The organism is uncultured Campylobacter sp., assembly GCF_937997405.1.
GTDB lineage: Bacteria > Campylobacterota > Campylobacteria > Campylobacterales > Campylobacteraceae > Campylobacter_B.
On record NZ_CALKTL010000078.1, the window covers coordinates 1 to 22,852 of the forward strand.

A 22,852-nucleotide genomic window follows, 5' to 3' on the forward strand; every position below is an offset into this window, starting at 1 on the left:
TTGTAAAGTGAGTTTAAATTTGTAAATTTAATAAATTCGGTATCAAACGATACTGACGAGATTTGAATTTTGCATTAAAGCATCATTGCGAAACGGAGAAACCGTTTATTAAAGCAAATTTGCAAATTCAAAACGCCTCATTGCTGGATTGTTTCGACCATTTCGTGGTCTCGCAATGACAAGGTTGTGGGCATTGTGGAAATTTAAATAAATTCTTGCAATGAGAGAAATTTTTTAAAAGGGATTAAAATGAGAGATTATGATAAAGCTCCGCTCATCATTAAAAATAACTTTATAATGATAATGTATGGTTTTACATTTTTGCTTGTATGTAACACTATAATGATTTATATTGTATTTTTTACTGGTGTTGTCGATTGGAATAGTGGCGAGTTTTTTAAAATTTTAAAAAATGAAATGAGAAATCCAAGATTTAGCTCTGTAGTTGTAGCATTTCCAATAGTCAATATTTGGGCTTTTATTGATTTTATTAGAAAATTTAGAAAACCCGAAAAAGTATATTTATATAATGATAAAATTTATTGGGATAAACGAGATACGACGGTAGCAAAACAAAATATTGTTTGGGTTAAAAAAAGTATTTATCCTATGATTGGTAAGATACCAGATAACTCGGTTCAAAAAATTTTTGCACCATTTGGTTTTGTTATTGCGGGATTTTTTTTGATTTTATCAAATTTGTTTGCTTGTTTAGTAAAATTATTTGCCTTGTTAATTAACAAAGATTATAAATTTATATTCTTTTGCACCATAGTTTTTTATGACAATCAAAAAAATGCCGTAAATATCTATTTGATGACAAAGCAAGACTATAAACTAGTAAATGAATATTTACTACAAAATTTTAATTTACAAATCGAAAATTTAGATAAAAACTACGAATTCTATAAATAGGAGAAAAAATCATGCCAGAAGATAACAATACTTCTAACAATTCAAATCAAGACATTGCTTGGTATGTCAAGCCTACTTCGGATACAATCGATTTCATAAAAGGAATTCCTGTAAATGTTTTAGCCGATCCTGATAATGTTAAGGTTTTTGATAACTATGTAAAAATCAAATCAGGTGGGCTAAATATGGTTATTCCTATCGTTGATGCGGCTGCTGGGAAAAAAGAGTGGGACGAAGCTATCGCAAGGGGAGCCGGTGATGTGGTGCAAGACTTGGCTGTTAGTGCTTTGGCTTCTAGTGCGTATGTCGCTTTCTTTGGTTCAAATCCTGTCGGCTGGGGTGCAGTCGGTGTTGGTGCAGTAGTATTAGGTGTTACTTGGATAACTTCCGCAAACGATATGAGCTTTGGTGCTTTTTTGGAACAAGAATTAATCAATATTAAAAATGACAATAAATTCGATGGTATTGTTTTAGATAACAAAGTTACAAAACCAAGAGAATTTAGTATCAAAGATTATATAACAAGCGAAGAATTTTCTTTCGACAAATCAGCCCATACAGCCACTATAAACACAATAAACGAGTTAGACAAAGCAGAAAAAAGACTGCTATATTCTTTGGGTTTAACTGAGGGCTAATTCAGATCAAACAGATCCAAATATCAAATTTGCAAATTTAAATTTACTAATTGTGTGAATTTGTAAAGTGAGTTTAAATTTGTAAATTTAATAAATTCAGTATCAAACGATACTGACCAAGATTGAATGTACAATGAAATTTTATAAAAAGGGTTGATTTGGAAAACGATATAAAACAACGAGCCGAGCAGTTAAGAAAAAACGCAGAAGCAAAAATACAACAAGCTCAAATCAAAGAGCAAAAATATCAACAATGGCTTGAAAATCAAAAACAAAATAATCCGAATTTTAGGGATTATGATGAAAATCCGCTTATCATACAAAGCTATGAAGAGTTTTTCGTTTTAACATTGCTTAGTTCATCTTTTATTTCTTGCCTAATACTTTTTGGATTATTAGAAAATTTATGGGATTATGGAACTATTGAAGATAAAGTATTTTTTTGGTTTAGTTTAATCCCTATAACTTACATTGTTATTGTCGCAATTTTTCAAAAATTCAAATTTAAAAATCATAAAATAAAATTCACAAATCGCTATATAGAATTTTATGATTATGGAAAATTAAAAAGACAATGTAAAATATTAGAGGACGAATTAGCTAGAACATTTTTTGCTAATTCCTGTGTTAAAACAGAGAAATTTCATATACTGGTATATTTTATAATAATACTTTCACTAATTATCGATGGTGGTAAGTTATTATTACCCTTGATTTTATTTTATTTTGTAAATTTAACATTCAAATTTATTTTTTACTTATTCAGAAATAAAAATTTGAAAGGTTTTACAGCCTTACCTTTTATAAGAATATCAAATGAAGTTTTTACGGTATCTATGTATGCTACACCAGTTTCAGGTAGATATTTTATGATTTATTTATATAACGATGAAATTTATAAAGAAGTCAAAAAATATTTTTTGCAACAAGGTATAAACATAGATAATTTACCGAAAAGGTATTCAATTTTTTAGTAACAAAATTTAATAAAACCAAAAAATAAGGAAAATTTTAATAGATGGTGCGACCGACGAGACTTGAACTCGTACACCTTGCGGCACTACCCCCTCAAGATAGCGTGTCTACCAATTCCACCACGGTCGCATAAATTTTTAAAGCTTAATCTCAAGCCTTGAATTATATAATTTTAAAGCCCGATTTCTCGGGCTTGGGATTATTTTGCAGCAGCCGTAAGACCTTCTGTTACGAAAGGGTTAGCAAAAAGCAAGATGAAGGCAATAACTAGCGCATAGATAACCTGCGCTTCGATCATCGCAAGCGAAATATACATCGTAGTCGATAGTTTGCTAGCTACGCTCGGGTTTCTAGCAATACCGGTAATTGTCGCGTTAGCGGCATTTCCCATACCCATAGCGCCACCGAAGGCAGCCAATCCTAAAACGATACCGACCGTGATCGCAGAATAAGAAACGATCTGAGTGTAAGCACTTAGCTGCTCGCTAGCAAAAGCCGCGCCGCAAAGCGCAAATAACAATACAAGAACTTTTTTCATAAAAGTCTCCATAAATAAATTTTAAAACGAGTTTCGGATCAATACCCCTACTCCACCGTTTCAAGAGCAAAATATTATTAAAATTTTGCTTTTGATTTGTTTAATTTGGCGGAATTTGCGCTAAATTTAACAAATCCCGCCGAGCACGCCGACATCTTAGCGCTTAGCGTCCAGATATGTATTTAGCGCCGCAACGTAGGCCTTCGCAGACGCCAGCATCGTATCTACGTCAAGCCCTCTGCCGATGATGGCGCCCTCGTCCGCAAATTCCACCTTGACGGTTACTTTCGCCAGTGCGTCTTTACCCTGTGAGACCGCCTTTACTTGATAATCCTTCAGGCTGCCGCTGATACCGCTGATACGATCTATCGCCTTAAATATCGCATCCACGCCGCCGTTTCCAAGCGCACTATCGCTTAAAATTTCATCCTTATACCTTAGCGTAAGCGCGGTGCTAGCGTGTCCTTTGTTGCAGCTATTGGAGCTTAAAACTAGCACTTCGTAGGTCTTCTCAGCCCCCACGAACTCGTCGTTTACGAGCTCTCTAATATCCTCGTCGAAAACGTCCTTTTTGCTATCGGCGAGCGCTTTAAATTTATTAAACGCGATCTCGATCTGCTCGTTACTAAGCTCATAGCCCAAAGATACCAGCTTGTCTTTAAAGGCGTGACGGCCGCTGTGCTTGCCCAGCACGAGCGAGTTTTTATCAAGCCCGATATCTTCGGCGCGCATTATCTCGTAGGTTTCTTTGTGCTTTAGCACGCCGTCTTGGTGGATACCGCTTTCATGCGCGAAGGCGTTTTTGCCGACGATCGCTTTATTAGGCTGCGGCTCGATGCCGGTAATGCTCGCAACCAAGCGGCTGGATGGATAAATTTCTTTCAAATTTATATCGGTATAAAGCGGCGCAAATTTATCTGTGCGCGTCTTGATCGCCATTACGATCTCCTCTAGCGCCGCGTTGCCCGCGCGCTCGCCGATACCGTTTATCGTGCACTCGACCTGTCTGGCTCCTGCCAAGATGGCAGCCAAGGAATTTACGGTAGCCATTCCCAAGTCGTTGTGGTTGTGCACCGAAACTACGGCGCGCTCGCCGATAAGCTTAATGAGCTCGCCTATGCGCGCAGTGATCTCATCCGGATAGAGATAGCCCACCGTATCGGGGATATTTATGGTGGAGGCTCCGGCGCTTATCGCGGCGTCGCAGATCTCTTTTAAAAAACCCATATCGCTTCTGCACGCATCCTCGCAACTAAACTCCACGTCATCGCATAGGCTTTTGGCGTATTGCACAGACTCTACGGCGCGCTTTATGACCTCTTGCGGCTGCATTTTAAGTTTAAATTCCATATGGATGGGGCTTGTGGCGATGAAGGTGTGGATGCGCCCGAGCTTCGCGCCCTTTATCGCTTCGCCTGCGGCCTTGATGTCTTTTTCTAAAGCGCGCGCAAGCGAACAGACGCGAGCCTTGCTAACGGCGCCGGCGATCTTTTCTATCGCGTCAAAATCCCCGGGGCTCGCCGCTGCAAAACCCGCCTCGATAACATCTACGCCCAGCTTTTCAAGCTGCAACGCAAGATGGATCTTCTCATCCGTATTCATCGACGCTCCGGGGCTTTGCTCGCCGTCACGAAGCGTAGTATCGAAGATTATGATTTTATTTTTGTCCATTACAAATCCTTTCAAAGCGTTAAAATTTGGCGAAATTATAGCCGCGCAAACTTAAAAACAATCGCGGCGATAAACATATCTGAGATTACTTCGCCGTTTCCTCGGGTTTGTCTTTTTTATGAAATTTAGCCGCGCTTAAATTTAAAGCTCCGCGAACTAAACCGTAAACTATATAAACCAAAGTGAGCACCGCCGGGAATTCCAGCCTGAAAAGATATAAAAGCGAGAAAAACACGACGATTAGAAGCACTAAAATTTTAATCGCATTGGGACGTTTTAGGCTGATCTTTTTAAAGCTCGGAAAGCGGATGTTGCTTACCATCAAAAACGATAACGCCGCCATTGCGATGATCAAAAATACTCCAAATCCTTTGGAGAGCTCATATTTTAGATAAATTCCGATCCAAAACGCCATCGTAATCGCAGCCGTAGGGATTGGCAGCCCGATAAAAACGCTAGGCTCGTAGGTGCCCGTGGTGACGTTGAATCGCGCCAGCCTGATCGCGCCGAAGACCACGTAAAGCGCGGCTACGAGCGAGCCTACCTTACCGTAATCGTGCCCGACCGCGCAATAAAACAGCAGCGCCGGCGCAACGCCGAAAGCCACGATATCCGCAAGGCTGTCAAATTCCACGCCGAATTTCGACGTCGCATGCGTTAGCCTAGCCACGCGGCCGTCAAGCCCATCGCAGATCAAGGATAAAATGATATAAAAGATCGCGGCGCTGAAGTTGCCTTTGATCGTAGAAATTATGCTGATAACCGCCAAAAATGCACTTGCCGCCGTGAAAAAATTCGGCAATATGTAGATTAGTTTTCCCTTTTCCTCTTCCATCTCTTACTCTTTAAAATTTTATTTTTACACCGCTTTTCATTCGGTGCCGTGGATCGCGCGTAAAGCATTTTAGCGCGACCTTCTTAAAATTTAGCCCTAAGTTCTTGCTCTGCGCGAGGCTTTAAATTTAAGCCTCGCTCTTTGCGCTTTCGATATCGTCGTTAGCGCCTAAATTTCGCACCAGCCGGGTAGGCATGCCGTTATCTTTTTCAAATTTAGAGATGATCTCCACGATCTGTTCGCCCGAGACCGTCTCCTTCTCATACAGCGCCTTTACCATCTCCTCAATCGCCGGAGCGTAGGTCCTTAGAGTCTCTTTTACCGCCGCGTAGCGCTCATCCAGCGTCTTGCGGACATATTCGTCGATCTTAACCGCCGTTACCTCGCTGTAATCCTTGATGCTCTGTCCGCCGTTTAGGAAGGAATACTGCTGCTTTTCTAGCACCGCAAGCCCGAGTGCATCGGTCATTCCGACCTGAGTAGCCATAAATTTAAGCATATCGGTAGCGCGCTGTAGATCGTTGCCCGCGCCGTCGGTGATCTCACCTAAAAACACGTCCTCCGCCGCGCGCCCCGCCAAAAACGTATCGATCTCGGCAAAAATTTCATGGCGCTGATGCAGATATCTATTTTCAAACGGCGAATTTAGCGTGTATCCCGCGGCGCTCAATCCGCGCGGTACGATAGTTACTTTAGATACGGGCATCGCTCCTTTAGTAAGCTCGGCGATGAGCGCATGGCCGCTTTCGTGATAGGCGACGATTCGCTTTTCGATCGGGCTTACGCGGCGCGATTTTTTAGCCAGTCCGATACCGACGCGTTCGATCGCTTCGAGCAGGTCTTTTTGCTCAACCTCCGCCTTTGCCTCGCGACCCGCTAAAAGCGCGGCTTCGTTGATGATGTTTGCAAGATCAGCTCCCGCAAAGCCCACGGTAAGGCGCGCGATCTCTTCGATATCGATGTCGCGGGCAAATTTAACGTCGCGCATATGCACCTTTAAAATCGCCATTCTGCCGTCAAAATCGGGTCTATCGACCAGAACCTGCCTATCGAATCTGCCCGGACGCAGAAGCGCCGCATCCAGCGTCTCCGGGCGGTTGGTAGCCGCAAGGACGATTACCGGGCTTGATTCCGAGCCGAAGCCGTCCATCTCGGCAAGTAGCTGATTTAGCGTCTGTTCGCGCTCGTCGTTACCGCCGCCGATGCCGCCTGCGGTTCTGCTTTTGCCGATCGCGTCGATCTCGTCGATAAAAACGATTGCCGGAGCCTGCTTTTTAGCGTTATCGAATAGATCGCGCACCCTGCTGGCGCCCACGCCTACGAACATCTCGATGAAGCTGGAGCCCGATACCGAAAAAAACGGCACATCCGCTTCGCCCGCGACCGCTTTGGCTAGCAGCGTCTTACCCGTGCCGGGAGGGCCCACTAAAAGCACGCCTTTTGGAATTTTAGCCCCGAGGCTGATATATCGCTCGGGGTTTTTTAAGAAATCTACGATCTCCTTAACTTCCTCTTTCGCCTCTTCGACGCCCGCTACATCACTAAATTTAACCTTTGGCTTTTCGGCGCTTACCAGGTTTTTAGAGCTTCCGATGCCGAGCACGCCGCCGCCCATATTGCGCTGCATGCGATTGGCTAAAAACATCCAAATTCCAAAGAAAATCACGAGCGGCAAGACCCAGCTAAAAAGCAGATCGGTTAAAAAGTTGCTCTCGTTATACGCGCCGTATGGAATTTTGCGCGATTCTAAAATTTGAACTAGCTCGGGATCATCCACGCGCTTGGCGGTGTAGATTACGTTGCCGACTTGCGCTTTAATCGTGGAGCTTCCGATGGAAACCATGCTTACTTGGGAGTTTTTGATCTGCGATTTTAGCTCGGAGTAAGTTACGTTTCTGCTCTCGCCTGAAACGGAGCCCAGCACTCCACCGCTATCAAATCCACCACTTGGGGATATCGCTTTAAACACGACTATCAAAATAAGCGCAAAAATTATAAAAACGCCGATCGGATTTTTATTGAAAAAATTGTTTCCACCGCCGTTTTGAGGGGGTTGATTGTTTTGGTTGTTGTTCATATTTTCCTTTCATAAACGAAGCTAAGCCATTCGTTTTGCTTTTTCATCTGCACGAAATTTAAATCCGAAAAAGCTTGCTCGATCCTATCTTTATATTTTTCTAAAATCCCCGACAGTACGAGCTTGCCGCCCGGTTTCAGCGCTTTTTTCAGATCCGCGCTTAGGATCAAAATCACGTCGGCGATTATATTTGCGACGATTAGATCAAACTGCGGCTGCGCGGCCGCGCTTGAGCTTTGCTCGTTTAAGCTTGAAACACTGCCGAGCCAAATTTTATCGATCTGCACGCCGTTTTTCTCGGCGTTTTGCTGCGTAGCCGTCACCGCCTGCTCGTCGGTATCACAGGCGCTTACCTTTGCGCCCAGTTTTTTCATCGCGATACTTAAAATTCCGCTGCCGCAGCCCACGTCAAGCGCGCTCATGCCCGCGCAAGTAAGCTCGCTAAGCAGCGCCAGACACATATTGGTGCTTTCGTGATGGCCTGAACCGAACGCCAGCGCAGGATCGATCAGCAGATCGATTAGCGCGGGATTTTGCGATCTTTCGCACCAGCTCGGACGGACGTAAAATTTACCGACCGCCACGGGCGCGACGCCTTTTCTATACTGCTCGATCCAATCGATATTAGGCTTTTTTGAAATTTCGATCTGCAGATCGGCGTCTAAATTGAGAGATCGCGCGAGCCCCTTTTTAAACTCCTCAAACGCAAATTTTAAATTTTGCAGATCCTCTTCGTCGCGGATTATGAAGCGATCGCCATCCTCCTCGACGCAGGTAACGCCGAGCTCGAACGCAAAGCTCTTGAAAAGCTCGCTTGCATTCGCGCTTTTTACGATCATCTCATAAAAAAAATCTTTCATCGCCTCACATCGCCTTTAAATTTTAAAATTTGCATATTACTGAAATTTAGTTCAAACTTTGCTTACGCTCGGACGTTTTTATAGAGTCTCAAACGCCTTTTTAAGATCGAGCGTGCCCTCGTAATACGCCTTGCCGACGATGACGCCTGCTATGAGCTCTGCGTTTTTAAGTGCGATTATGTCGTTTATATCTTTAACGCCGCCGCTTGCGATAGTGTCGATACCACTAGCTTTCGCGATAGAGCGGCTAAATTCTACGTTTACGCCGCTTAGCATACCGTCGCGCGATATGTCGGTGCAGATGATCGCGCAAACGCCCGCGTCCGCGTAGTCTCGCGCCAGATCGGTCGCTTTTACGCGGCTTAGCTCCGCCCAGCCCTCGGTCGCTACGAGCCCCTCTTTTGCGTCTATGCCCACGACGATGCGGTAAAGCTTCGCCATTTGCTTTACGAAATCCGGGTTTTTTAGCGCCGCCGAGCCCAGGATAAATCTATCGACGCCTAAGTTCAAATACTCCTTTATGCGCGCTTCGTCGCGGATACCGCCGCCCACTTCTACGCGCAGACTCGTACTTTTTACGATCCGCTCGATCGCTTTGAAATTTACCGCCTCGCCCGCAAACGCGCCGTCGAGATCAACTAAATGCAGCCACTTAGCGCCGAGATCTTCAAATTTTTTGGCTAGCTCGCAGGGGTCTTTGGAATAAATTTTTGCGCTTTGCATCTCGCCCTTGCTAAGGCGCACGGCGTATCCTTGTTTCAAATCGATCGCAGGGAAAATTTCCATCACAGCTCCGTAAAATTTTTAATGATTTTTATGCCCGCATCGTGGCTTTTTTCGGGATGCGGCTGAAAGGCGAATACGTTTTCGCGCCAGATCGCGCTTGCAAACTCATAGCCGTAAAACGTGCTCGCAAGCGTGATCTCGCGCGCGCAAAGGACGTGGTAGGAGTGCACGAAATACAGATACTCAAACTCGCCCAAGCCCGCATTTATCGGCGAGTGCTTGATAAAATGCGCGCTGTTCCAGCCGACGTGCGGGATCTTTAGGTTTTCGGCGCAGGCAAAATTTTGCCCGCAGCGCTCGCCAGATTCCGCCCCCCGAATATTAAATTTCGTTTTGTCAAATTTCACGACGCGACCGGGCAAAATTCCAAGCCCGCTGCGTGCGCCGAATTCCTCGCTTTGCTCAAACAGAAGCTGCATCCCCAGGCAGATGCCTAAAAAATATCTGCCGCTTGCGACGAACTCTTTAATCGCGTCATCCATACCGCTTGCGCGAAGCTTATCCATCGCCTCGCCGAATGCGCCCACGCCCGGAAGCAGGGCTTTATCGCAGCTCAAAAGCTTCTCAGGGCTGCGCGCGAGGCAAAATTTAGCGCCGCAGAAGCTAAGCGCGTTCATCACGCTTTGGATATTGCCCGCGCCGTAATCTACGATACCGATCAAGCAGGCTCCTTCGCACCGTTCAATCGATGCGAAAACTCAGGCACGATACGCTTTAGCTTATCCGCGACCTGCGCGTCCTCGCACTCGCTAAGCTCCTCGATCTGCGAGCTTAGCTCTTGCAGGTCGTATTTTGCGGAGTGGGTTACGAAGATGGATTGATACTTCGTGCTCTTGTCGTTTTCGTCGATCAGAAGCTCCTCGTAAAGCTTCTCGCCGGGGCGCAGACCTACAAATTTAATACCCAGCTCCTCCTTGCCGGCAAGTTGCAGCATTCGCTTGGCAAGATCGGCGATCTTTACGGGCTCGCCCATATCCAGCACGAAAAGCTCGCCGCCCTGCGCGATGGAGGCGGCTTGAAGCACGAGCTGGCACGCCTCGCTAACGAGCATAAAATATCTCGTAATCTCGGGGTGCGTAACGGTAAGCGGCTCGTTCGCTTCTATCTGGCGTTTAAATTTAGGGATGACGCTACCGCTTGAGCCGAGCACGTTTCCGAAGCGCACGGCGACGATCTGCGTATCGCTTGCCGCGTCGTTGGAATTTAGCGCGTAAAGCTCGCAGATACGCTTCGTCGTGCCCATAATGTTCGTCGGTCGCACCGCCTTATCGGTCGAGATCAAAACGACCTTTTTCGCGCCATATTTTTTGGATAGATCGATTACGTTTTTCGTGCCAACGACATTGTTCTTGACCGCTAGATGCGGGTTAAACTCGCATAGCGGCACGTGCTTATACGCCGCTGCGTGCACGACTACCTCGGGACGAAATTCTGCAAAAACCTCCTCCAGCTCATGGCGATAAACGACGTTTATCATCTTTAGCTCGTTGCGCGCGTCCGCGCCCGTAGCTTCGTTAATCGAGTAGAGGTTAAACTCGCTGTGTTCGACCATGATAAGACGCTTTGCGCCGAATTTCAAGCATTGCTTACAAATTTCGCTTCCTATCGTGCCGCCCGCGCCCGTTACCAGCACGATCTTGTCTTTGATAAAATTTTCGATCGCCTTGGTGTCGAGGTCTTTTGGCTTGCGAGCGAGCAGATCCTCGATCGATACGTCGCGGATCTTTTTGCTCTCATCCTCCAAAAGCGAAAAGAGCTTAATATCCTTTAGCCCGTACGCAAAAAGCTCGTCGTAAAGCTGCTTTAGCTCGTCCGGATACAGCGCCAGCGCGATGATTGCGGTTTTGGCGCCGCTATCTTTGATCATCTGCGGAATTTCGCCCTTGGCTCTGACGACATAATTTTCGCAATACGTTCCCACAAGCTCAGGCCGCCCGTCCACGACGCCTACGGGATAGTAGTTGATATATTTTTGCCGCATACCTTTTAGGACGTGAAAGGTCTTGCTTGTAGCGCCCACGACGATGCAGGGCTCGTTATTCGTGATGTTTTTCTTCTCGCTTAGAAACATCCTCTTTGAAATTCTAATCCCACCGATTAAAATAAACGAGATCGCCGCATCAATGATGATGACCGAGCGCGGGAACGGGTTAAAAATTTTACTCGCTAGAAAAAACAGGATCAAAAAGGTAAGCGCTGCCATAACGTGCGCATAAAAGAGCTTCCTCGCTTCGTATAGCCCGAAAAATCTCCACGGAACTAAATAGATCCGCAAAAACCAAAAATAGAAAATTTTAATCGCAGTAAGGCTCGAGGCGCTAAGCAGCGCGCCTTTATAAAATTCGTTCGGTATATCTCCGCTAAATCGCAGCAAAAACGCGATATAAACGGAGAGGATCGAGATAAAAATATCTCCTAGCAAAAAAAACGCGAAGCGGCTAAATTTAGTGGGTTTTAACAGCATCAAATGTTTTCTTTTACGATTTTTACGACGCGTTCGATCGTCTCGTCGCTCATATCGGTGCCGCTAGGAAGGCAGATGCCGCGACTGAACATATCCTCGCTCGTGCCGTCAACTACGCTAAGCGCGCCTGCGAAGATGCTTTGCAGATGCATCGGCTTCCAAAGCGGACGAGATTCGATATCGGCTTTATTTAGCGCATCGATTACCTTTAGATGAGCGTCTTTTTTCTTAAATAATAGCGTTGTAAGCCATCTATTGCCCTCGCCGCCTTCTACTTCGGGCATAAACTCTACGTCGGTGCCTCTAAACAGATCCTCGTAAATTTTAAAAATTTCGCGTTTTCTCTTTACGCGCTGCGGCAAGACCTCCATCTGACCTACGCCGATAGCGCCTAAGACGTTGCTTAAGCGGTAGTTATAGCCGTAGTCCTTGTGCTCGTAGTGAAGCAGCGGCTCGCGCGCCTGGGTGCTTAAAAATCTAGCCTTAGCCACTAGCTCCTCATCGTCTGAGATCAGCATGCCGCCGCCTGAAGTAGTGATGATTTTATTGCCATTAAAGCTTAGCGCGCCGCATTTTCCGATACCGCCTAATGCTTTACCCTTATAAAATCCGCCCAGCGCCTCTGCGGCATCCTCGATAACATCAATGCCTTCGTTCGCGCAAATTTCGCATATTTCATCCATCTTCGCAGCCTGTCCGTAAAGATGCGTAACGACGAGCACATTTGGCTTTTTCGGCGATTTTTTGATCGCTTCTTTAAGCAGCTTCGGGCTTAAATTCCAACTCTCGTCGCTGTCTATCAGCACCGGCACGCAGCGCTCGTAAAATATCGGATTTAGCGACGCCATGAAGGTAAACGTGGAGCCAAGCACCACGTCGCCGTCCTTTACGCCGCTGCAGCGAAGCGCTAGATGAAGCGCCGCCGTGCCTGCGTTTAGTGCCAGTGCAGCGCGCGTGCCAGTATAGGACTTCACTGCGTCCTCAAAGCGATTAACGTATTCGCCCAAAGGCGCGATATAGTTACTCTCAAATACCTTTTTTATATACTCAAGCTCATCGCCACCCATATTCGGCGGGCTCAAAAATACTCTTGCCATCTCTATCCTTCCTTGATCTTTAAATTTAACCTCGCGCGTCGCAAGGCTAAATTTAGCTTTCGGCATAAAATTTAAATGCTCGGATTTTATCACTTTTAATGCTATAAATTTTAAATTCAGCCATTTTTTTTAATCACGCGAGCAGGCACGCCTACGGCTACGCTGTCGCTAGCTATGTCGCGCACCACTACAGCGCCCGCGCCGATTATGCAGCACTGCCCGATACTTAGCCTCTGAATGACGCTGGCACCGATTCCAATGTGCGAAAACGCCCCCACTTTCACGCCGCCCGCAAGCGCTGCGTTTGGGCTAACGTGCGCAAACTCGCCGATCTCGCACTCATGCTCGATTACGACGCCAGAATTGATTATTGCGCCGCGACCGATTTTAGCTCGCGCGTTTATCACGGCGCCTGGCATTACGACCGTGCCCTCACCGATAGCAGCGCTTGGGCTTACGATGGCGCTTTGATGAATTAGCGTCGCTATCTCAAAACCTGCGCGCGCTACCTTCTCTTGGATCTTTGCGCGGGTTTTATTATCGCCGATTGCGATTATTACGGGATGTTTCGGCAGATCCTCGCTAAATTTCAGCCCCGCGGCATCGTCTAAAAAAATGACCTCGCTAAATTTAGCCCCGCGTGCGGCTAGCGCGACGTCCGCGACCACCAGCCCGTGTCCGCTCGCGCCGTAAACGTAAATTTTAGTTGTGCCCATTAAATTTCTCCGTCGTAGCCATGCCCTCTTTATTCACGCCCTCTTTCGCAAGCACTTTTTTAATCGTTAAAAGCGCGATCTTAAGATCGAGCGCGAAGCTTAAATTCTGCGCGTAATACGTGTCGAACTCAAATTTTTTCTCCCAGCTGATCGCGTTGCGACCGTTTACCTGCGCAAGCCCCGTGATGCCCGGGCGCACGCTGTGCCTAAGGCGCTGCTGCGGCGAATAAAGCGGCAAGTATTCGATTAGCAGCGGTCGCGGCCCGATGAAGCTCATATCGCCCTTTAGCACGTTGAAAAGCTGCGGCAGCTCATCCAGGCTTAGCGCGCGGATCTTTTTACCGTAATCGTTCAGCCGCTCTTCGTCGGGTAGAAGCTCGCCGTCTGCGCCGCGCTCGTCGCTCATCGTTTTAAATTTGTAAATTTTAAAAATTTGCTCATCAAACCCCGGGCGAGATTGCGTAAAAATCGTGCTTTTGCTAATGTGCTTGCGGATCAAAAACCACGTAAGCGCCATCACGGGCGAAACCAAAATAATCAAAATCAAAGCCGCCGTAAAATCAAGCGCGCGCTTTAAAAAACACCTATACATCGATAAATTTCCTATAAACCTCTAAATATTTTTCCGTGACAATTTTTTCGTCGTAATTTGCAAGCACCATCTCGCGCCCGTTTTGCCCGAGCCTCTCGCAAAGCGCAGCATCGTCCAATAAAATTTCGATCTTTCGCGCAAGATCATTCGCGTCGCGAGTGCGGCAGATTAGACCGTTGACGCCATCCTGCACGGCTTCGAGGCAGCCGCTGCAGTCGCTTACCACGCAAGCTCGCGCCATGCTCATCGCCTCTAAAACCGTGCGCGGAAAGCCCTCCTTGTAGCTAGGAAGTGCTAGCAGGTAACTAGCCTTCAAAAGCTCTGGCACATCATTTCTGGCACCCAGATAATGCACCGCACCGCTTCGCAAAAACGCAGGATCAGCGGTACTTTTATTGCCCGCAAAGCCCTCGCCTACGAAGACAAATTTCGCATCCGATCGATCTTTTAAAATTTCTGCTGCTTCATAGAATTCTCTCACGCCCTTATGCCACATCGCGCGAGCTATCATCAGTACGATCTTTTTGCCGTGCAAATCCTCGCCCAGATCCGCTGCATTAACGATTTTGGGGTTGAATCTTTCAGCATTTACGCCTACACTTTTAATCCTTATGACCTTTTGCTTCGCAATAAGCCCGCGAGATAGCATATAATCGGGATCGGCATCGTTTACAAATACGCAAGCATCCGCCTGCGAAAATGAAAATTTATAAAGCTTCTCCAAAACCGCTCGCACAAGCCTTGTTTTAATATCTTCGTCGATATAAAAGCTGCCTAGCCCCTCGACTAAGTTTATCACATATTTTATACCCGCCTCTCGAGCCGCCAGCGTACCAAACACGTTTGATTTGTGCGCAGCTGTTTGCAGCAGGTCCAAATTTAGCCTCTTTAACTCGCGCGCAAGGGCTTTGGTGTTGCTAAATACGGTAAGCGGATTCAGGCTCGCTCGATCAAGATCGTAAGTTATGGCATTAAAATCGCGCGCTAAATCCTGCGTATAAGCACCTCGAGGAGCGATTGCAAAAACCTCGTGTCCGCGCTCTTTTAAAGCCTGCATTATCGGGCGACGAAAGAAATGTAAGCTCATATCGGCATGGCTTAAAAACCCTATGCGAGCCATATGCTGCATTCCTTGCTTGGCGTTGCGAGATTAAATTTCATAAATTTCTCCTTAGCTTGCGGCAAAATTTTATCTAGCGCTTTAATTTATAAACTTTCACGGCAGGGCTTAAGATCACAGGCTCGAATAGCTCGGGCCTATATCTTTCAAATACAAAAAGCTGAATGTAGCTTGAGTTTAGCATCGTCTTATCTAGCAGCAAAAATCGCCCGTAATCGCGCATGAAAATCACGTAAAATTGCGCGCTGCTGTCCATATTAAACTCTTTTACCGAAAGCTTGCCGTTCGCGTCGTAGCTCGTTTCGTAAAAGGTATTGATCGCGAATTTTCTGCCGCTATATTCTAAATTTAAAAGGCTAGACGAGATAGAAAAGCCGTTGTCCATATGCACGCCGCTTTGATCCTGAACGAACCTATCGCTCGTTATGAAAAACAGCTCACTTAGCTGCTTGCCGTCGGTGATGTCGATGTTTGAAAACTGCGTGACGACGGGAAAGATATTCATCATACGATCGGGCAAGATGTAATAGATGTCACGCGTAGGCTTCGGCGGCTTAAAATCAGCCAGTCCCAAGCTTAAGATAAAATCATTGACGTCGGTCGCGTTGTAATCTTTTAAAATTTGCTTTAGCTTGTTTGGAATTTTTTCGCTATATCCGCGCTCGGTATATTCGACATCCAGGCGCGCCATATTTGCAGAGCTCATCTGATCTTTAAAAAGCGCGAAGCTAACGGGGAAATTATCGTTGCCGAGATGTTTGCCGCCGTCGATAAGGGTCTTTACGTCGCTGTAATAGCGTATGCCGTATCCATAGTCCCACCACGAAAGCGCGTAATCCTCGCGCTTCGCTTTATCTTTAAGCTCATCGAGCACCCGCACTTCGCTTTGATAAAAGACCGTATCGACCTTGTACGAGACGATGTGCTGCCATGCGGGGTAAATGGCAAGCGCCGTTAAAATAAGCAGTATCGCGCGTGCAGCGATCTTTGGCAGATCCAAGCGCTTTACGCAAAAATACAAAATATATCCGAAGCTCAGTCCCATCACACCCACGGCATAGATCGTAAATCTGAGGCCTGCTTTGTTCGCCGCAAAGCCCAAAAGCAAAAGCGGGATCGAGAGCAAAAATTCCTTATGCCTAAAGCAAAGCAGCAAATATCCGATTGCCGCGATCACGAAAACCGCGACGTGCGAGCTGATGCGCTCCATAAAGATCTTAGGCGGCACGATGCCTGATTCTTGGATCGTTTGATTGACGTTGAAAAAATGAAATGCCGTATCGGCGTTGTCCGCAAAGGAACGGAAGATATAAAATTTCGCCTGAAAGATGATCGGGCTAAGACCTCCGTTTGCGACGAAAAAGACTACGGCAAGCGCGCCGATAATCGCTAAAATTTTAAAATTTAATAGCTTTCCTCTAAACGCAAAGAGCCAAAATAGCGCAAGCGAGATTAAAATTTTTACCGCAATCGGCGTGGAGCACAAAGCGATCAAAAAGATGATCATCGCTTCGTAATTTACCGCACTTTTTCGCTTAAAAATCAGCGTGTAGGCGAAAAACATGGCGAACATCATGGAATTTAGCGAGAAGCTTGAGGGATACCACCACATATAAAATATCGTAAACGCACCCAGCCAAAACAGCGTGCTGCGCGAACCGCGCGTGCAGATACGGATGAGCGCCCACAAAATACACATCGCAAGCACGATATTTAGCATATCGGTGTCGTAATACCCCGCCATCGTGCGGTTGTAGTAGCTATTCGCCACGCTCGCGACAAGCGCGCCGATGAAGCCCGCGCGCATGCAGCGAAACTCACTTGAGATAAGCAATATCGGCACTACGATGAGCGAGCTAAACAAAGCCGGCAGATAAACGAAGATCGTCTCGATTTTAAAGGGCAAAATTTCAGCCAAAAACGCCGTCACGATCGAAAGCGGCGCGCTAAAATAACTAAGATCGTTGGGCTGATGAAAGCCGGCGAGTCGGTCGCGCGCGCCCTCTGCAAAGGCGTAGCCGTCGTTGGTGTTTATCATCAGCTCGCCATCCCAAAAAAAGTAGTTCGGAAATCCGCTCGCCCAGTGCACCCACCACATGCGAAACGCCACGCTAAAGGCAAACGCAAACAAAATCATCAGCAAAATATGCTTTGAAAACTCATAATTTTTTATGAAGCCAAAAATTCTGCGCCTAGCAGGAAGCGCGCCAGCTGCCTGATTTTTAGAATTTTGGGAATTTTCTGCTGTAGAGTTTTTAGAATTATCAGAATTTATGCCGTTTGTAGAATTTAAAGCGCTTGCGGAATTCGCATTTTTAAATTTAGCCAAATTAGCGGCTTTTGCGGAATTTTTATTTGTAGAGTTCGCAGTGCCAGCGGAATTTTTATTTGTAGAATTTTTGCTCGTGGAATTTGCAGCGCCCTTTAAATTTGAGTTTGTAGAATTTGCGCCTGCGGAATTTTCAGAATTTACCGAGGTGGAATTTGGTCCGCTTGATTTTTTAGTCTTTTTGGATTTTTTTTGTGCTCGCATTTTTGCAGAAACAGCGCGCGTTTGATCGTCGCTTAAATTTTTAACGCCGGCGTGCGCGGAATTTTTATCGCTCTGAGGCGCGGTATCCTCGCTACCCTTAAGCTCGGAATTTTCGCCGCTAAAATTCTCTCCGCCGCTTGCGGAATACTCTGCGTCAAAATTTCCCTCACTAGCAAAATTTTCGCTTAAGGCAGCTTTGTCGGCACCCATTGATTGCGCGCCTTTTTGATCGTCCGATCCTTCGTCGATCTCTCTGACGCTAAAAGCCTTTTTTTCTTCACCCACGCCTATTTTCCTTCGTCGATTTGTTCTATTTTTGCGATCAGCTCGCTTGCTATCCGTTTTTTATCGAAAAACGAGGCTCTAATTTTAGCCTTTTTCTCATAAAATTTTACATAATTTTCATCATCCAGCGCTTTTTGCATCGCCGCTTGAGTGCTTTCTAGATCGTTCACGCCCACCAGTACGCCCCATTCACTCTGCCCCAAAAGCTCGCGCGCGCCGCTTTGATGATCGCTTGAAATCACGAGTTTGCCGCACGCAAGAGCTTCAATAAGCGCGTTTGAAAACCCCTCAAAAAGGCTTACGAAGACAAACGCATAGCATCTGGCCATATATTTATACGGGTTTGCGTCAAAGCCTAAAAGCTTCACGCGGCCGCCCAAGCCGAGCTCCTCTATCAGAGCCTCAAGCTCGGCTCGCAGCACGCCGTCGCCTAAGATCAGCAGGTCTTTGTCGTTATTTTTTAAATTCGCATACGCGCGGATCAAAAGCGCGTGGTTTTTGCCTGCATCGAGCCTGCCGACGCTTAGGAAAAACGGCCGCTCCTGCGCAACCTGCTCCTCTGCCTTGCGCCCGATCTCATCTAGATCGATCGCGTTATACAGCACGCTCATCTTGCGCTCGTCAATTCCAAAATTATCCGCCAGATCGCGCAGATTGCCGAGCGAATTCGGAAAGATAAAATCAGCCTTTGGGTAGAGCTTGCGCAGCAAAAATTTTGAAATTTTAGATTTGAAGCTCGGCTCTTTATACAGCACCGACGGCGTCGAGCATTCGTTAAAAATCATCGCTCCGCCCAATCCGTAAACTCGCGCCAGCGCCGCCACGTAACAAGGACGGTTCATCCAAACGAAGTGGATGTCGATACCTAGGCGCTCGCATAGCTTTTTGTAGCGCAGCGCCAAAAACGGCAGCTTTGCGAGCTTCAGCAGCCCGTTTTCAAAAGGGGCTGATTTTTCGATGAAATGGATCTGCACGCCGCTTGGAATTTCATAAAAAATCCTCTCGTTCATCAGCACCAGATGCACCTCGTAGCGTGCCGTAAGCTCGCCTAAGAGGTTGCTTACGACGCGCTCGGCGCCGCCGCCGCCCATCGAATATATAAAAACGCTTAATTTCTTCATCCGTTTACCTTTTAAATTTCTGCCGCGCTATAAATTTAAGCTTTGCTCGCGCCTTTTTATGCGAGCATGCGCCGCGCAATCTGTTTAAATTTAGCGCGTTTTGCGCTGTTCTAAGCGGCTAAATTTCATCGCGCGATGCGGCAAATTTAAACGCGCCGCTCCGCTTGGGCGCAAGAACCTATCTTAGCACACCGAAGTTTAAATTTAATCCCTGCGCGCTGCTAGGGCATCGATAAGCGGCTACTATTTGCGTGCGAATCGATCTATCAAGCCCTGCCAAAGCTCGACTATGCGCTCCTGCGAAAAATCGTCTAAATTTTCATTTGCATTTTGCACGAGAGCATCTCGCAGCGCCTCATCACGCATTAAATTTTCAAGCTTTCTCGCAAGCCCATTCGCATCGCCGCATTTAAACAAAATGCCGCTAAAGCCGTCCTTTATGAGCTCTTTTGCGCCCGCCGTGTCGCTGCTAAGCCGTGCGCAACCGTAAAACGCAGACTCGATCAACACGTTTGAAAGCCCTTCATTAAGCGAGCTTAGCACAAAAATTTTAGCTTCTTTATACAGCTCGCTCACGTCCTGCTTGTGCCCTAAAAATCGCACTTCAAGCCCGAGCCGCGCCACGAGCTCGCGCAAGCTTTCGCGCAGCGAGCCGTCGCCCGCGATTAAAATTTCCCACTTCGCAAGCAGGCTTTTATCGATCCTGCTTAGCGCGTCGAAGTAAATTTCATACCCCTTGACGGGCTCAAGCCTGCCGACGCTTAAGATCACGTTTCGCTTGGCGCTTTTAGCGCCATCAACCTCGCCGAAAAAGGGGTTGTGCACGATAAAGCAGTTTTTGACAAATCGCGAATAGTACTCAAAGTCCGAGCGCGTAAGCACCGTAAGTGCGTCTGCTTTTTTGTAGCACAGATCGCGCACGCGGCTAAAAAGCCCGCTTGGCAGATAATCGTGCGCGTTGTGCTCGGTCGCGATGAGCGGGATGCCTAGCCCGAAGCTTGCGATCACGCACGCTACGTTCGTCCAGTCCATAAAGCTGATGATGACGCTTGGGCGCTCGCGCTTGAAGCACTCGCGCAAAATTCTGTATTTATCGAACCTGCCGCCATTTTTATAAACATCCAGATGCAAAAATTTTATCTTTTCGCTAAATTTATACCTGCCCTCGTCGTTTTCCAAAATCGCGATCGTAACGTCGTTTGCGCGCGCAAAATGGTTCGCCAAAACCTGCAGCACGCGCTCGGCGCCGCCGTTTCTAAGAGCCGCAATGACGAATAAAATTTTCATCTAAACGCCTTGTAAATTTTATAAAATAGCCGCAAAAGCGCGGGGCTAGCGTAAAACAAGACCATCATCAGTGTCTGCGTGCGACTTGCATGCGCCGCGAAAAATCCAAAATCCAGCCGCTCGCGCACCAAAGCGTGCAGTGAGCGGATCTGCTGCGCAGCTTCTGCGGCGTTTAAAGGCGAGCGGGGATCTGCGGTCTTTCTTTGCGACGCAGAATTTTGCTTAGAATTCCGCATATAATTTTGCCCGACGGAATTTTTAACTGCAGATTTTTTATTGCATGCGCAAGATAAACTATCAGCGCCATGCAAATCCGCTTCGTTTGCCAAGCTGTACGTATTAGCCTCGGAAGGAGAAGTTGCATCTCCATCCAAGCCCGCAGGATCAAAGCTCGATTTGATAATTAAAAACGCCGTATTCAGCGCGGATTCGCAGCGAGTGAAATTAGCCTCACGCGCCAAGCTTGGATAATTCGCAGCGATCGCCTCAGTATAGCGGCGCACCGCAGCGATGACCGCCAGATGCCTGCGAGCGAATGAGTTTACAGTCGAGCCCGCCCTTACGCGATAAAAATATAAAATTTCATCCGTGCACGCCGTAATAGAAGCGTTAAAAATATCAAAAAATATCGCCACATCCTCATAGATCTGCCCCGTAGGAAAGCGCAAAGCAGTGAAAATTTCGCGAGCAAACAGCGCGCGCCAAACCGCGGTGCTAAAATACGGATCCTGCGTGCAACTGCGTCTAAAAAGCTCTTGCGGCGATATTTTGTATTCGCCTGCGTTGGCATTCGAATTTGCAGCTTCTCCTGGATCGCTAATCTCTTTAGAATTTTGATTTTCTTTAGAATTTAAAGCCGCCTTGAAATTATTGATTTCGCTCTCGTCGCTAAATGCCGCGTAGCCGCACATAGCGATTTTAGTGCAAAATTTCTGCGTCAGGCGAAAAAGCGTCTCAATCAAATCAAGGCTTATCAAATCGTCGCTATCTACGAAGCTGATAAACTCCCCGTGAGCGACATCTAAAGCGGCGTTTCGTGCACTAGCCTGCCCGCCGTTTGGTTTATGCAGCACACACACACGGGGATCGCGCGCGGCGTATTCGTCGCAAATCGCCTCGCTGCCATCATTTGAGCCATCATCTACGAGCAAAATTTCTAAGTTCGTATAGGTCTGAGCCGTGATGCGCTCCACGCAAGCGCGCAGGAATTCTTTGACATTATAAACGGGAATGATGACCGAGATTAGGGGATTTTCGCTCATTATTCCTCCCTGTGTATCGTAGCGGCTATGAAATCCAGCCAGCGTCGCCCGATCGTTTCAATTTTAAAGCTCTCCTCGCGCTTGGAGGCGTTTTGCACGAGCCGCTCGCGTAGCTTCTCGTCGCTCATTAGAATTTCAAGCTTTTTTGCGATACTCGCGCTATCGCCTACAGGGCACAAAAACCCATCTACGCCGTCGCTTATAAGCTCGCTAGGACCTGCGATGCAATCTGTAGAAATTCTAGCGGTACCAAAAAATATACTCTCCATCAAAATATTGCAAAAGCCCTCCATCTTGGAGGTTACAACTACGATTTTAGCGCGTTCATATAAGCTTTCGATATCGCGTACAAAGCCGATGAACTGCACATTTAAGCGCAGCTTCGCAGCTAGACTCTCAAGGCTCTTTCGCTCCTCTCCGTCGCCTGCGATCACCACCTTCCACTCTTTTAAAAGATTGAAATCTACAAGCGCAAGTGCCTTAAGAAGGACATCAAAGCCCTTATAGACATTGAGTCGGCCGGCTGCTAGGATGATATTTTCTTTAGGAGGACGGGCGTCTTTAGCATGGCTGATCTCAAACATAGGATTAGGCATAATCACGCGATTTTGCACATATGTGTAATGATCCAGATCAAATTTACTAAGCACGCTAAGAGCTGCAGCTCGCGGATAAAAGATCCGCTTTAGCGCGCGCCAGATCGGACTTTTTAAAAAGCGATGATTGGTGTGTTCGGAGACGATGATTTTCTGCCCAACTCCAAGATTTGCGATAAGCGTAAGGACATTGGTATTATCTAAAAACGAGATTACGACGTCAAATTTACGACTTTTTAGCAGCCTGTGCAAGGCTAAAATTTTATCGTAGCGCTTTTTTATATTGCCAAATACTCCCAAATCGCCCACTCCTAAATCCAAGCTAATAAGCTCGATCTTAGGATCCAGCGCGTAAAATGGCTCATCTGCGTCAAATTTTATCACGCAGACTTCATTCTCACGGCAGAAAAAATTTGCCAGCACGCTTAGCACGCGCTCGGCACCGCCCTTGCCTAAAGCAGAAATTACCATAGCTATTTTCATT

20 protein-coding genes and 1 tRNA gene are annotated in these 22,852 nt (G+C 46.8%); 3 read left to right on the top strand and 18 right to left on the bottom strand.

The window, feature by feature from the left end:
* The first annotated feature begins 249 nt into the window (after nucleotides 1-249).
* The 3 genes from Q0372_RS04145 to Q0372_RS04155 all read left to right on the top strand — a co-directional run bounded on the left by Q0372_RS04145 (nucleotide 250) and on the right by Q0372_RS04155 (nucleotide 2,527).
* The gene (locus Q0372_RS04145; protein ID WP_298102922.1) at nucleotides 250-915 is read left to right on the top strand and encodes a hypothetical protein; all 666 of its coding nucleotides are present in this window, start codon (nucleotides 250-252) and stop codon (nucleotides 913-915) included.
* A gap of 11 nt (nucleotides 916-926) precedes the next feature.
* On the top strand, nucleotides 927-1,553 hold the full coding sequence (locus tag Q0372_RS04150; RefSeq protein WP_298102925.1) for a hypothetical protein: 627 nt from the start codon (nucleotides 927-929) through the stop codon (nucleotides 1,551-1,553).
* A 158-nt stretch (nucleotides 1,554-1,711) separates the two neighbouring features.
* The gene (locus tag Q0372_RS04155; protein WP_298102929.1) at nucleotides 1,712-2,527 is read left to right on the top strand and encodes a hypothetical protein; all 816 of its coding nucleotides are present in this window, start codon (nucleotides 1,712-1,714) and stop codon (nucleotides 2,525-2,527) included.
* A 45-nt stretch (nucleotides 2,528-2,572) separates the two neighbouring features.
* Here Q0372_RS04155 and Q0372_RS04160 read toward each other — a convergent pair.
* The 18 genes from Q0372_RS04160 to Q0372_RS04245 all read right to left on the bottom strand — a co-directional run bounded on the left by Q0372_RS04160 (nucleotide 2,573) and on the right by Q0372_RS04245 (nucleotide 22,851).
* Nucleotides 2,573-2,657, bottom strand: a tRNA-Leu gene (locus tag Q0372_RS04160).
* 70 nt (nucleotides 2,658-2,727) lie between these two features.
* Entirely contained in the window at nucleotides 2,728-3,066 is a 339-nt protein-coding gene (gene atpE / locus Q0372_RS04165) for an ATP synthase F0 subunit C (RefSeq protein ID WP_298102935.1), read from the bottom strand.
* 156 nt (nucleotides 3,067-3,222) lie between these two features.
* Complete coding sequence (locus Q0372_RS04170; protein WP_298102938.1) at nucleotides 3,223-4,737, bottom strand: 2-isopropylmalate synthase; 1,515 nt, start codon at nucleotides 4,735-4,737, stop codon at nucleotides 3,223-3,225.
* Nucleotides 4,738-4,822: 85 nt separating this feature from the next.
* The gene (pssA, locus tag Q0372_RS04175; RefSeq protein ID WP_297905032.1) at nucleotides 4,823-5,572 is read right to left on the bottom strand and encodes a CDP-diacylglycerol--serine O-phosphatidyltransferase; all 750 of its coding nucleotides are present in this window, start codon (nucleotides 5,570-5,572) and stop codon (nucleotides 4,823-4,825) included.
* A gap of 127 nt (nucleotides 5,573-5,699) precedes the next feature.
* Entirely contained in the window at nucleotides 5,700-7,649 is a 1,950-nt protein-coding gene (gene ftsH / locus Q0372_RS04180) for an ATP-dependent zinc metalloprotease FtsH (RefSeq protein WP_297917014.1), read from the bottom strand.
* Nucleotides 7,646-8,509: a 50S ribosomal protein L11 methyltransferase gene (locus Q0372_RS04185; protein ID WP_298102941.1), complete on the bottom strand. Its 864-nt coding sequence runs from the start codon at nucleotides 8,507-8,509 to the stop codon at nucleotides 7,646-7,648. The genes ftsH and Q0372_RS04185 overlap by 4 nt, the downstream gene beginning before the upstream one ends.
* Nucleotides 8,510-8,587: 78 nt before the next feature.
* Nucleotides 8,588-9,295, bottom strand: coding sequence for a 1-(5-phosphoribosyl)-5-[(5-phosphoribosylamino)methylideneamino]imidazole-4-carboxamide isomerase (hisA, locus tag Q0372_RS04190; RefSeq protein WP_298102944.1), 708 nt, complete (start codon nucleotides 9,293-9,295; stop codon nucleotides 8,588-8,590).
* On the bottom strand, nucleotides 9,295-9,957 hold the full coding sequence (gene hisH / locus Q0372_RS04195; protein WP_298102947.1) for an imidazole glycerol phosphate synthase subunit HisH: 663 nt from the start codon (nucleotides 9,955-9,957) through the stop codon (nucleotides 9,295-9,297). Before hisH ends, hisA begins: the two co-directional genes overlap by 1 nt.
* Nucleotides 9,954-11,759 (bottom strand): nucleoside-diphosphate sugar epimerase/dehydratase, encoded by a 1,806-nt coding sequence (locus tag Q0372_RS04200; RefSeq protein WP_298103022.1) that lies wholly within the window; start codon nucleotides 11,757-11,759, stop codon nucleotides 9,954-9,956. The genes hisH and Q0372_RS04200 overlap by 4 nt, the downstream gene beginning before the upstream one ends.
* A complete protein-coding gene (gene pglE / locus Q0372_RS04205; RefSeq protein ID WP_298103024.1) occupies nucleotides 11,759-12,856 on the bottom strand; it encodes a UDP-N-acetylbacillosamine transaminase in 1,098 nt (365 codons plus the stop codon). Before pglE ends, Q0372_RS04200 begins: the two co-directional genes overlap by 1 nt.
* A 116-nt stretch (nucleotides 12,857-12,972) precedes the next feature.
* On the bottom strand, nucleotides 12,973-13,572 hold the full coding sequence (gene pglD, locus Q0372_RS04210) for a UDP-N-acetylbacillosamine N-acetyltransferase (protein WP_298102951.1): 600 nt from the start codon (nucleotides 13,570-13,572) through the stop codon (nucleotides 12,973-12,975).
* Nucleotides 13,559-14,164 carry an undecaprenyl phosphate N,N'-diacetylbacillosamine 1-phosphate transferase gene (gene pglC, locus Q0372_RS04215; RefSeq protein ID WP_298102954.1) on the bottom strand — a complete coding sequence of 202 codons (606 nt, stop codon included), beginning with the start codon at nucleotides 14,162-14,164 and terminating at the stop codon, nucleotides 13,559-13,561. Before pglC ends, pglD begins: the two co-directional genes overlap by 14 nt.
* Nucleotides 14,157-15,284, bottom strand: a complete 1,128-nt coding sequence (locus tag Q0372_RS04220) for a glycosyltransferase family 4 protein (RefSeq protein WP_298103027.1) — start codon at nucleotides 15,282-15,284, stop codon at nucleotides 14,157-14,159. The genes pglC and Q0372_RS04220 overlap by 8 nt, the downstream gene beginning before the upstream one ends.
* Before the next feature lie 73 nt (nucleotides 15,285-15,357).
* Nucleotides 15,358-18,102 (bottom strand): STT3 domain-containing protein, encoded by a 2,745-nt coding sequence (locus tag Q0372_RS04225; protein WP_298102958.1) that lies wholly within the window; start codon nucleotides 18,100-18,102, stop codon nucleotides 15,358-15,360.
* 2 nt (nucleotides 18,103-18,104) lie between these two features.
* Entirely contained in the window at nucleotides 18,105-19,223 is a 1,119-nt protein-coding gene (locus Q0372_RS04230) for a glycosyltransferase (RefSeq protein WP_298102961.1), read from the bottom strand.
* 243 nt (nucleotides 19,224-19,466) lie between these two features.
* Nucleotides 19,467-20,510: a glycosyltransferase gene (locus tag Q0372_RS04235; protein WP_298102965.1), complete on the bottom strand. Its 1,044-nt coding sequence runs from the start codon at nucleotides 20,508-20,510 to the stop codon at nucleotides 19,467-19,469.
* The gene (locus Q0372_RS04240; RefSeq protein WP_298102968.1) at nucleotides 20,507-21,772 is read right to left on the bottom strand and encodes a glycosyltransferase; all 1,266 of its coding nucleotides are present in this window, start codon (nucleotides 21,770-21,772) and stop codon (nucleotides 20,507-20,509) included. The genes Q0372_RS04235 and Q0372_RS04240 overlap by 4 nt, the downstream gene beginning before the upstream one ends.
* Nucleotides 21,772-22,851 carry a glycosyltransferase family 4 protein gene (locus Q0372_RS04245; protein ID WP_298102972.1) on the bottom strand — a complete coding sequence of 360 codons (1,080 nt, stop codon included), beginning with the start codon at nucleotides 22,849-22,851 and terminating at the stop codon, nucleotides 21,772-21,774. The genes Q0372_RS04240 and Q0372_RS04245 overlap by 1 nt, the downstream gene beginning before the upstream one ends.
* Nucleotide 22,852 lies beyond the last annotated feature (1 nt).

Excerpts from the sequence above, each read along its gene's own strand:
- Q0372_RS04145 (WP_298102922.1), top strand. The coding sequence starts at position 250 with ATGAGAGATTATGATAAAGCTCCGCTCATCATTAAAAATAACTTTATA.
- Q0372_RS04150 (WP_298102925.1), top strand. The coding sequence starts at position 927 with ATGCCAGAAGATAACAATACTTCTAACAATTCAAATCAAGACATTGCT.
- atpE (WP_298102935.1), bottom strand. The coding sequence starts at position 3,066 with ATGAAAAAAGTTCTTGTATTGTTATTTGCGCTTTGCGGCGCGGCTTTT.
- Q0372_RS04170 (WP_298102938.1), bottom strand. The coding sequence starts at position 4,737 with ATGGACAAAAATAAAATCATAATCTTCGATACTACGCTTCGTGACGGC.
- pssA (WP_297905032.1), bottom strand. The coding sequence starts at position 5,572 with ATGGAAGAGGAAAAGGGAAAACTAATCTACATATTGCCGAATTTTTTC.
- ftsH (WP_297917014.1), bottom strand. The coding sequence starts at position 7,649 with ATGAACAACAACCAAAACAATCAACCCCCTCAAAACGGCGGTGGAAAC.
- Q0372_RS04185 (WP_298102941.1), bottom strand. The coding sequence starts at position 8,509 with ATGAAAGATTTTTTTTATGAGATGATCGTAAAAAGCGCGAATGCAAGC.
- hisA (WP_298102944.1), bottom strand. The coding sequence starts at position 9,295 with ATGGAAATTTTCCCTGCGATCGATTTGAAACAAGGATACGCCGTGCGC.
- Q0372_RS04200 (WP_298103022.1), bottom strand. The coding sequence starts at position 11,759 with ATGCTGTTAAAACCCACTAAATTTAGCCGCTTCGCGTTTTTTTTGCTA.
- pglE (WP_298103024.1), bottom strand. The coding sequence starts at position 12,856 with ATGGCAAGAGTATTTTTGAGCCCGCCGAATATGGGTGGCGATGAGCTT.
- pglD (WP_298102951.1), bottom strand. The coding sequence starts at position 13,572 with ATGGGCACAACTAAAATTTACGTTTACGGCGCGAGCGGACACGGGCTG.
- pglC (WP_298102954.1), bottom strand. The coding sequence starts at position 14,164 with ATGTATAGGTGTTTTTTAAAGCGCGCGCTTGATTTTACGGCGGCTTTG.
- Q0372_RS04220 (WP_298103027.1), bottom strand. The coding sequence starts at position 15,284 with ATGGCTCGCATAGGGTTTTTAAGCCATGCCGATATGAGCTTACATTTC.
- Q0372_RS04230 (WP_298102961.1), bottom strand. The coding sequence starts at position 19,223 with ATGAAGAAATTAAGCGTTTTTATATATTCGATGGGCGGCGGCGGCGCC.
- Q0372_RS04235 (WP_298102965.1), bottom strand. The coding sequence starts at position 20,510 with ATGAAAATTTTATTCGTCATTGCGGCTCTTAGAAACGGCGGCGCCGAG.
- Q0372_RS04240 (WP_298102968.1), bottom strand. The coding sequence starts at position 21,772 with ATGAGCGAAAATCCCCTAATCTCGGTCATCATTCCCGTTTATAATGTC.
- Q0372_RS04245 (WP_298102972.1), bottom strand. The coding sequence starts at position 22,851 with ATGAAAATAGCTATGGTAATTTCTGCTTTAGGCAAGGGCGGTGCCGAG.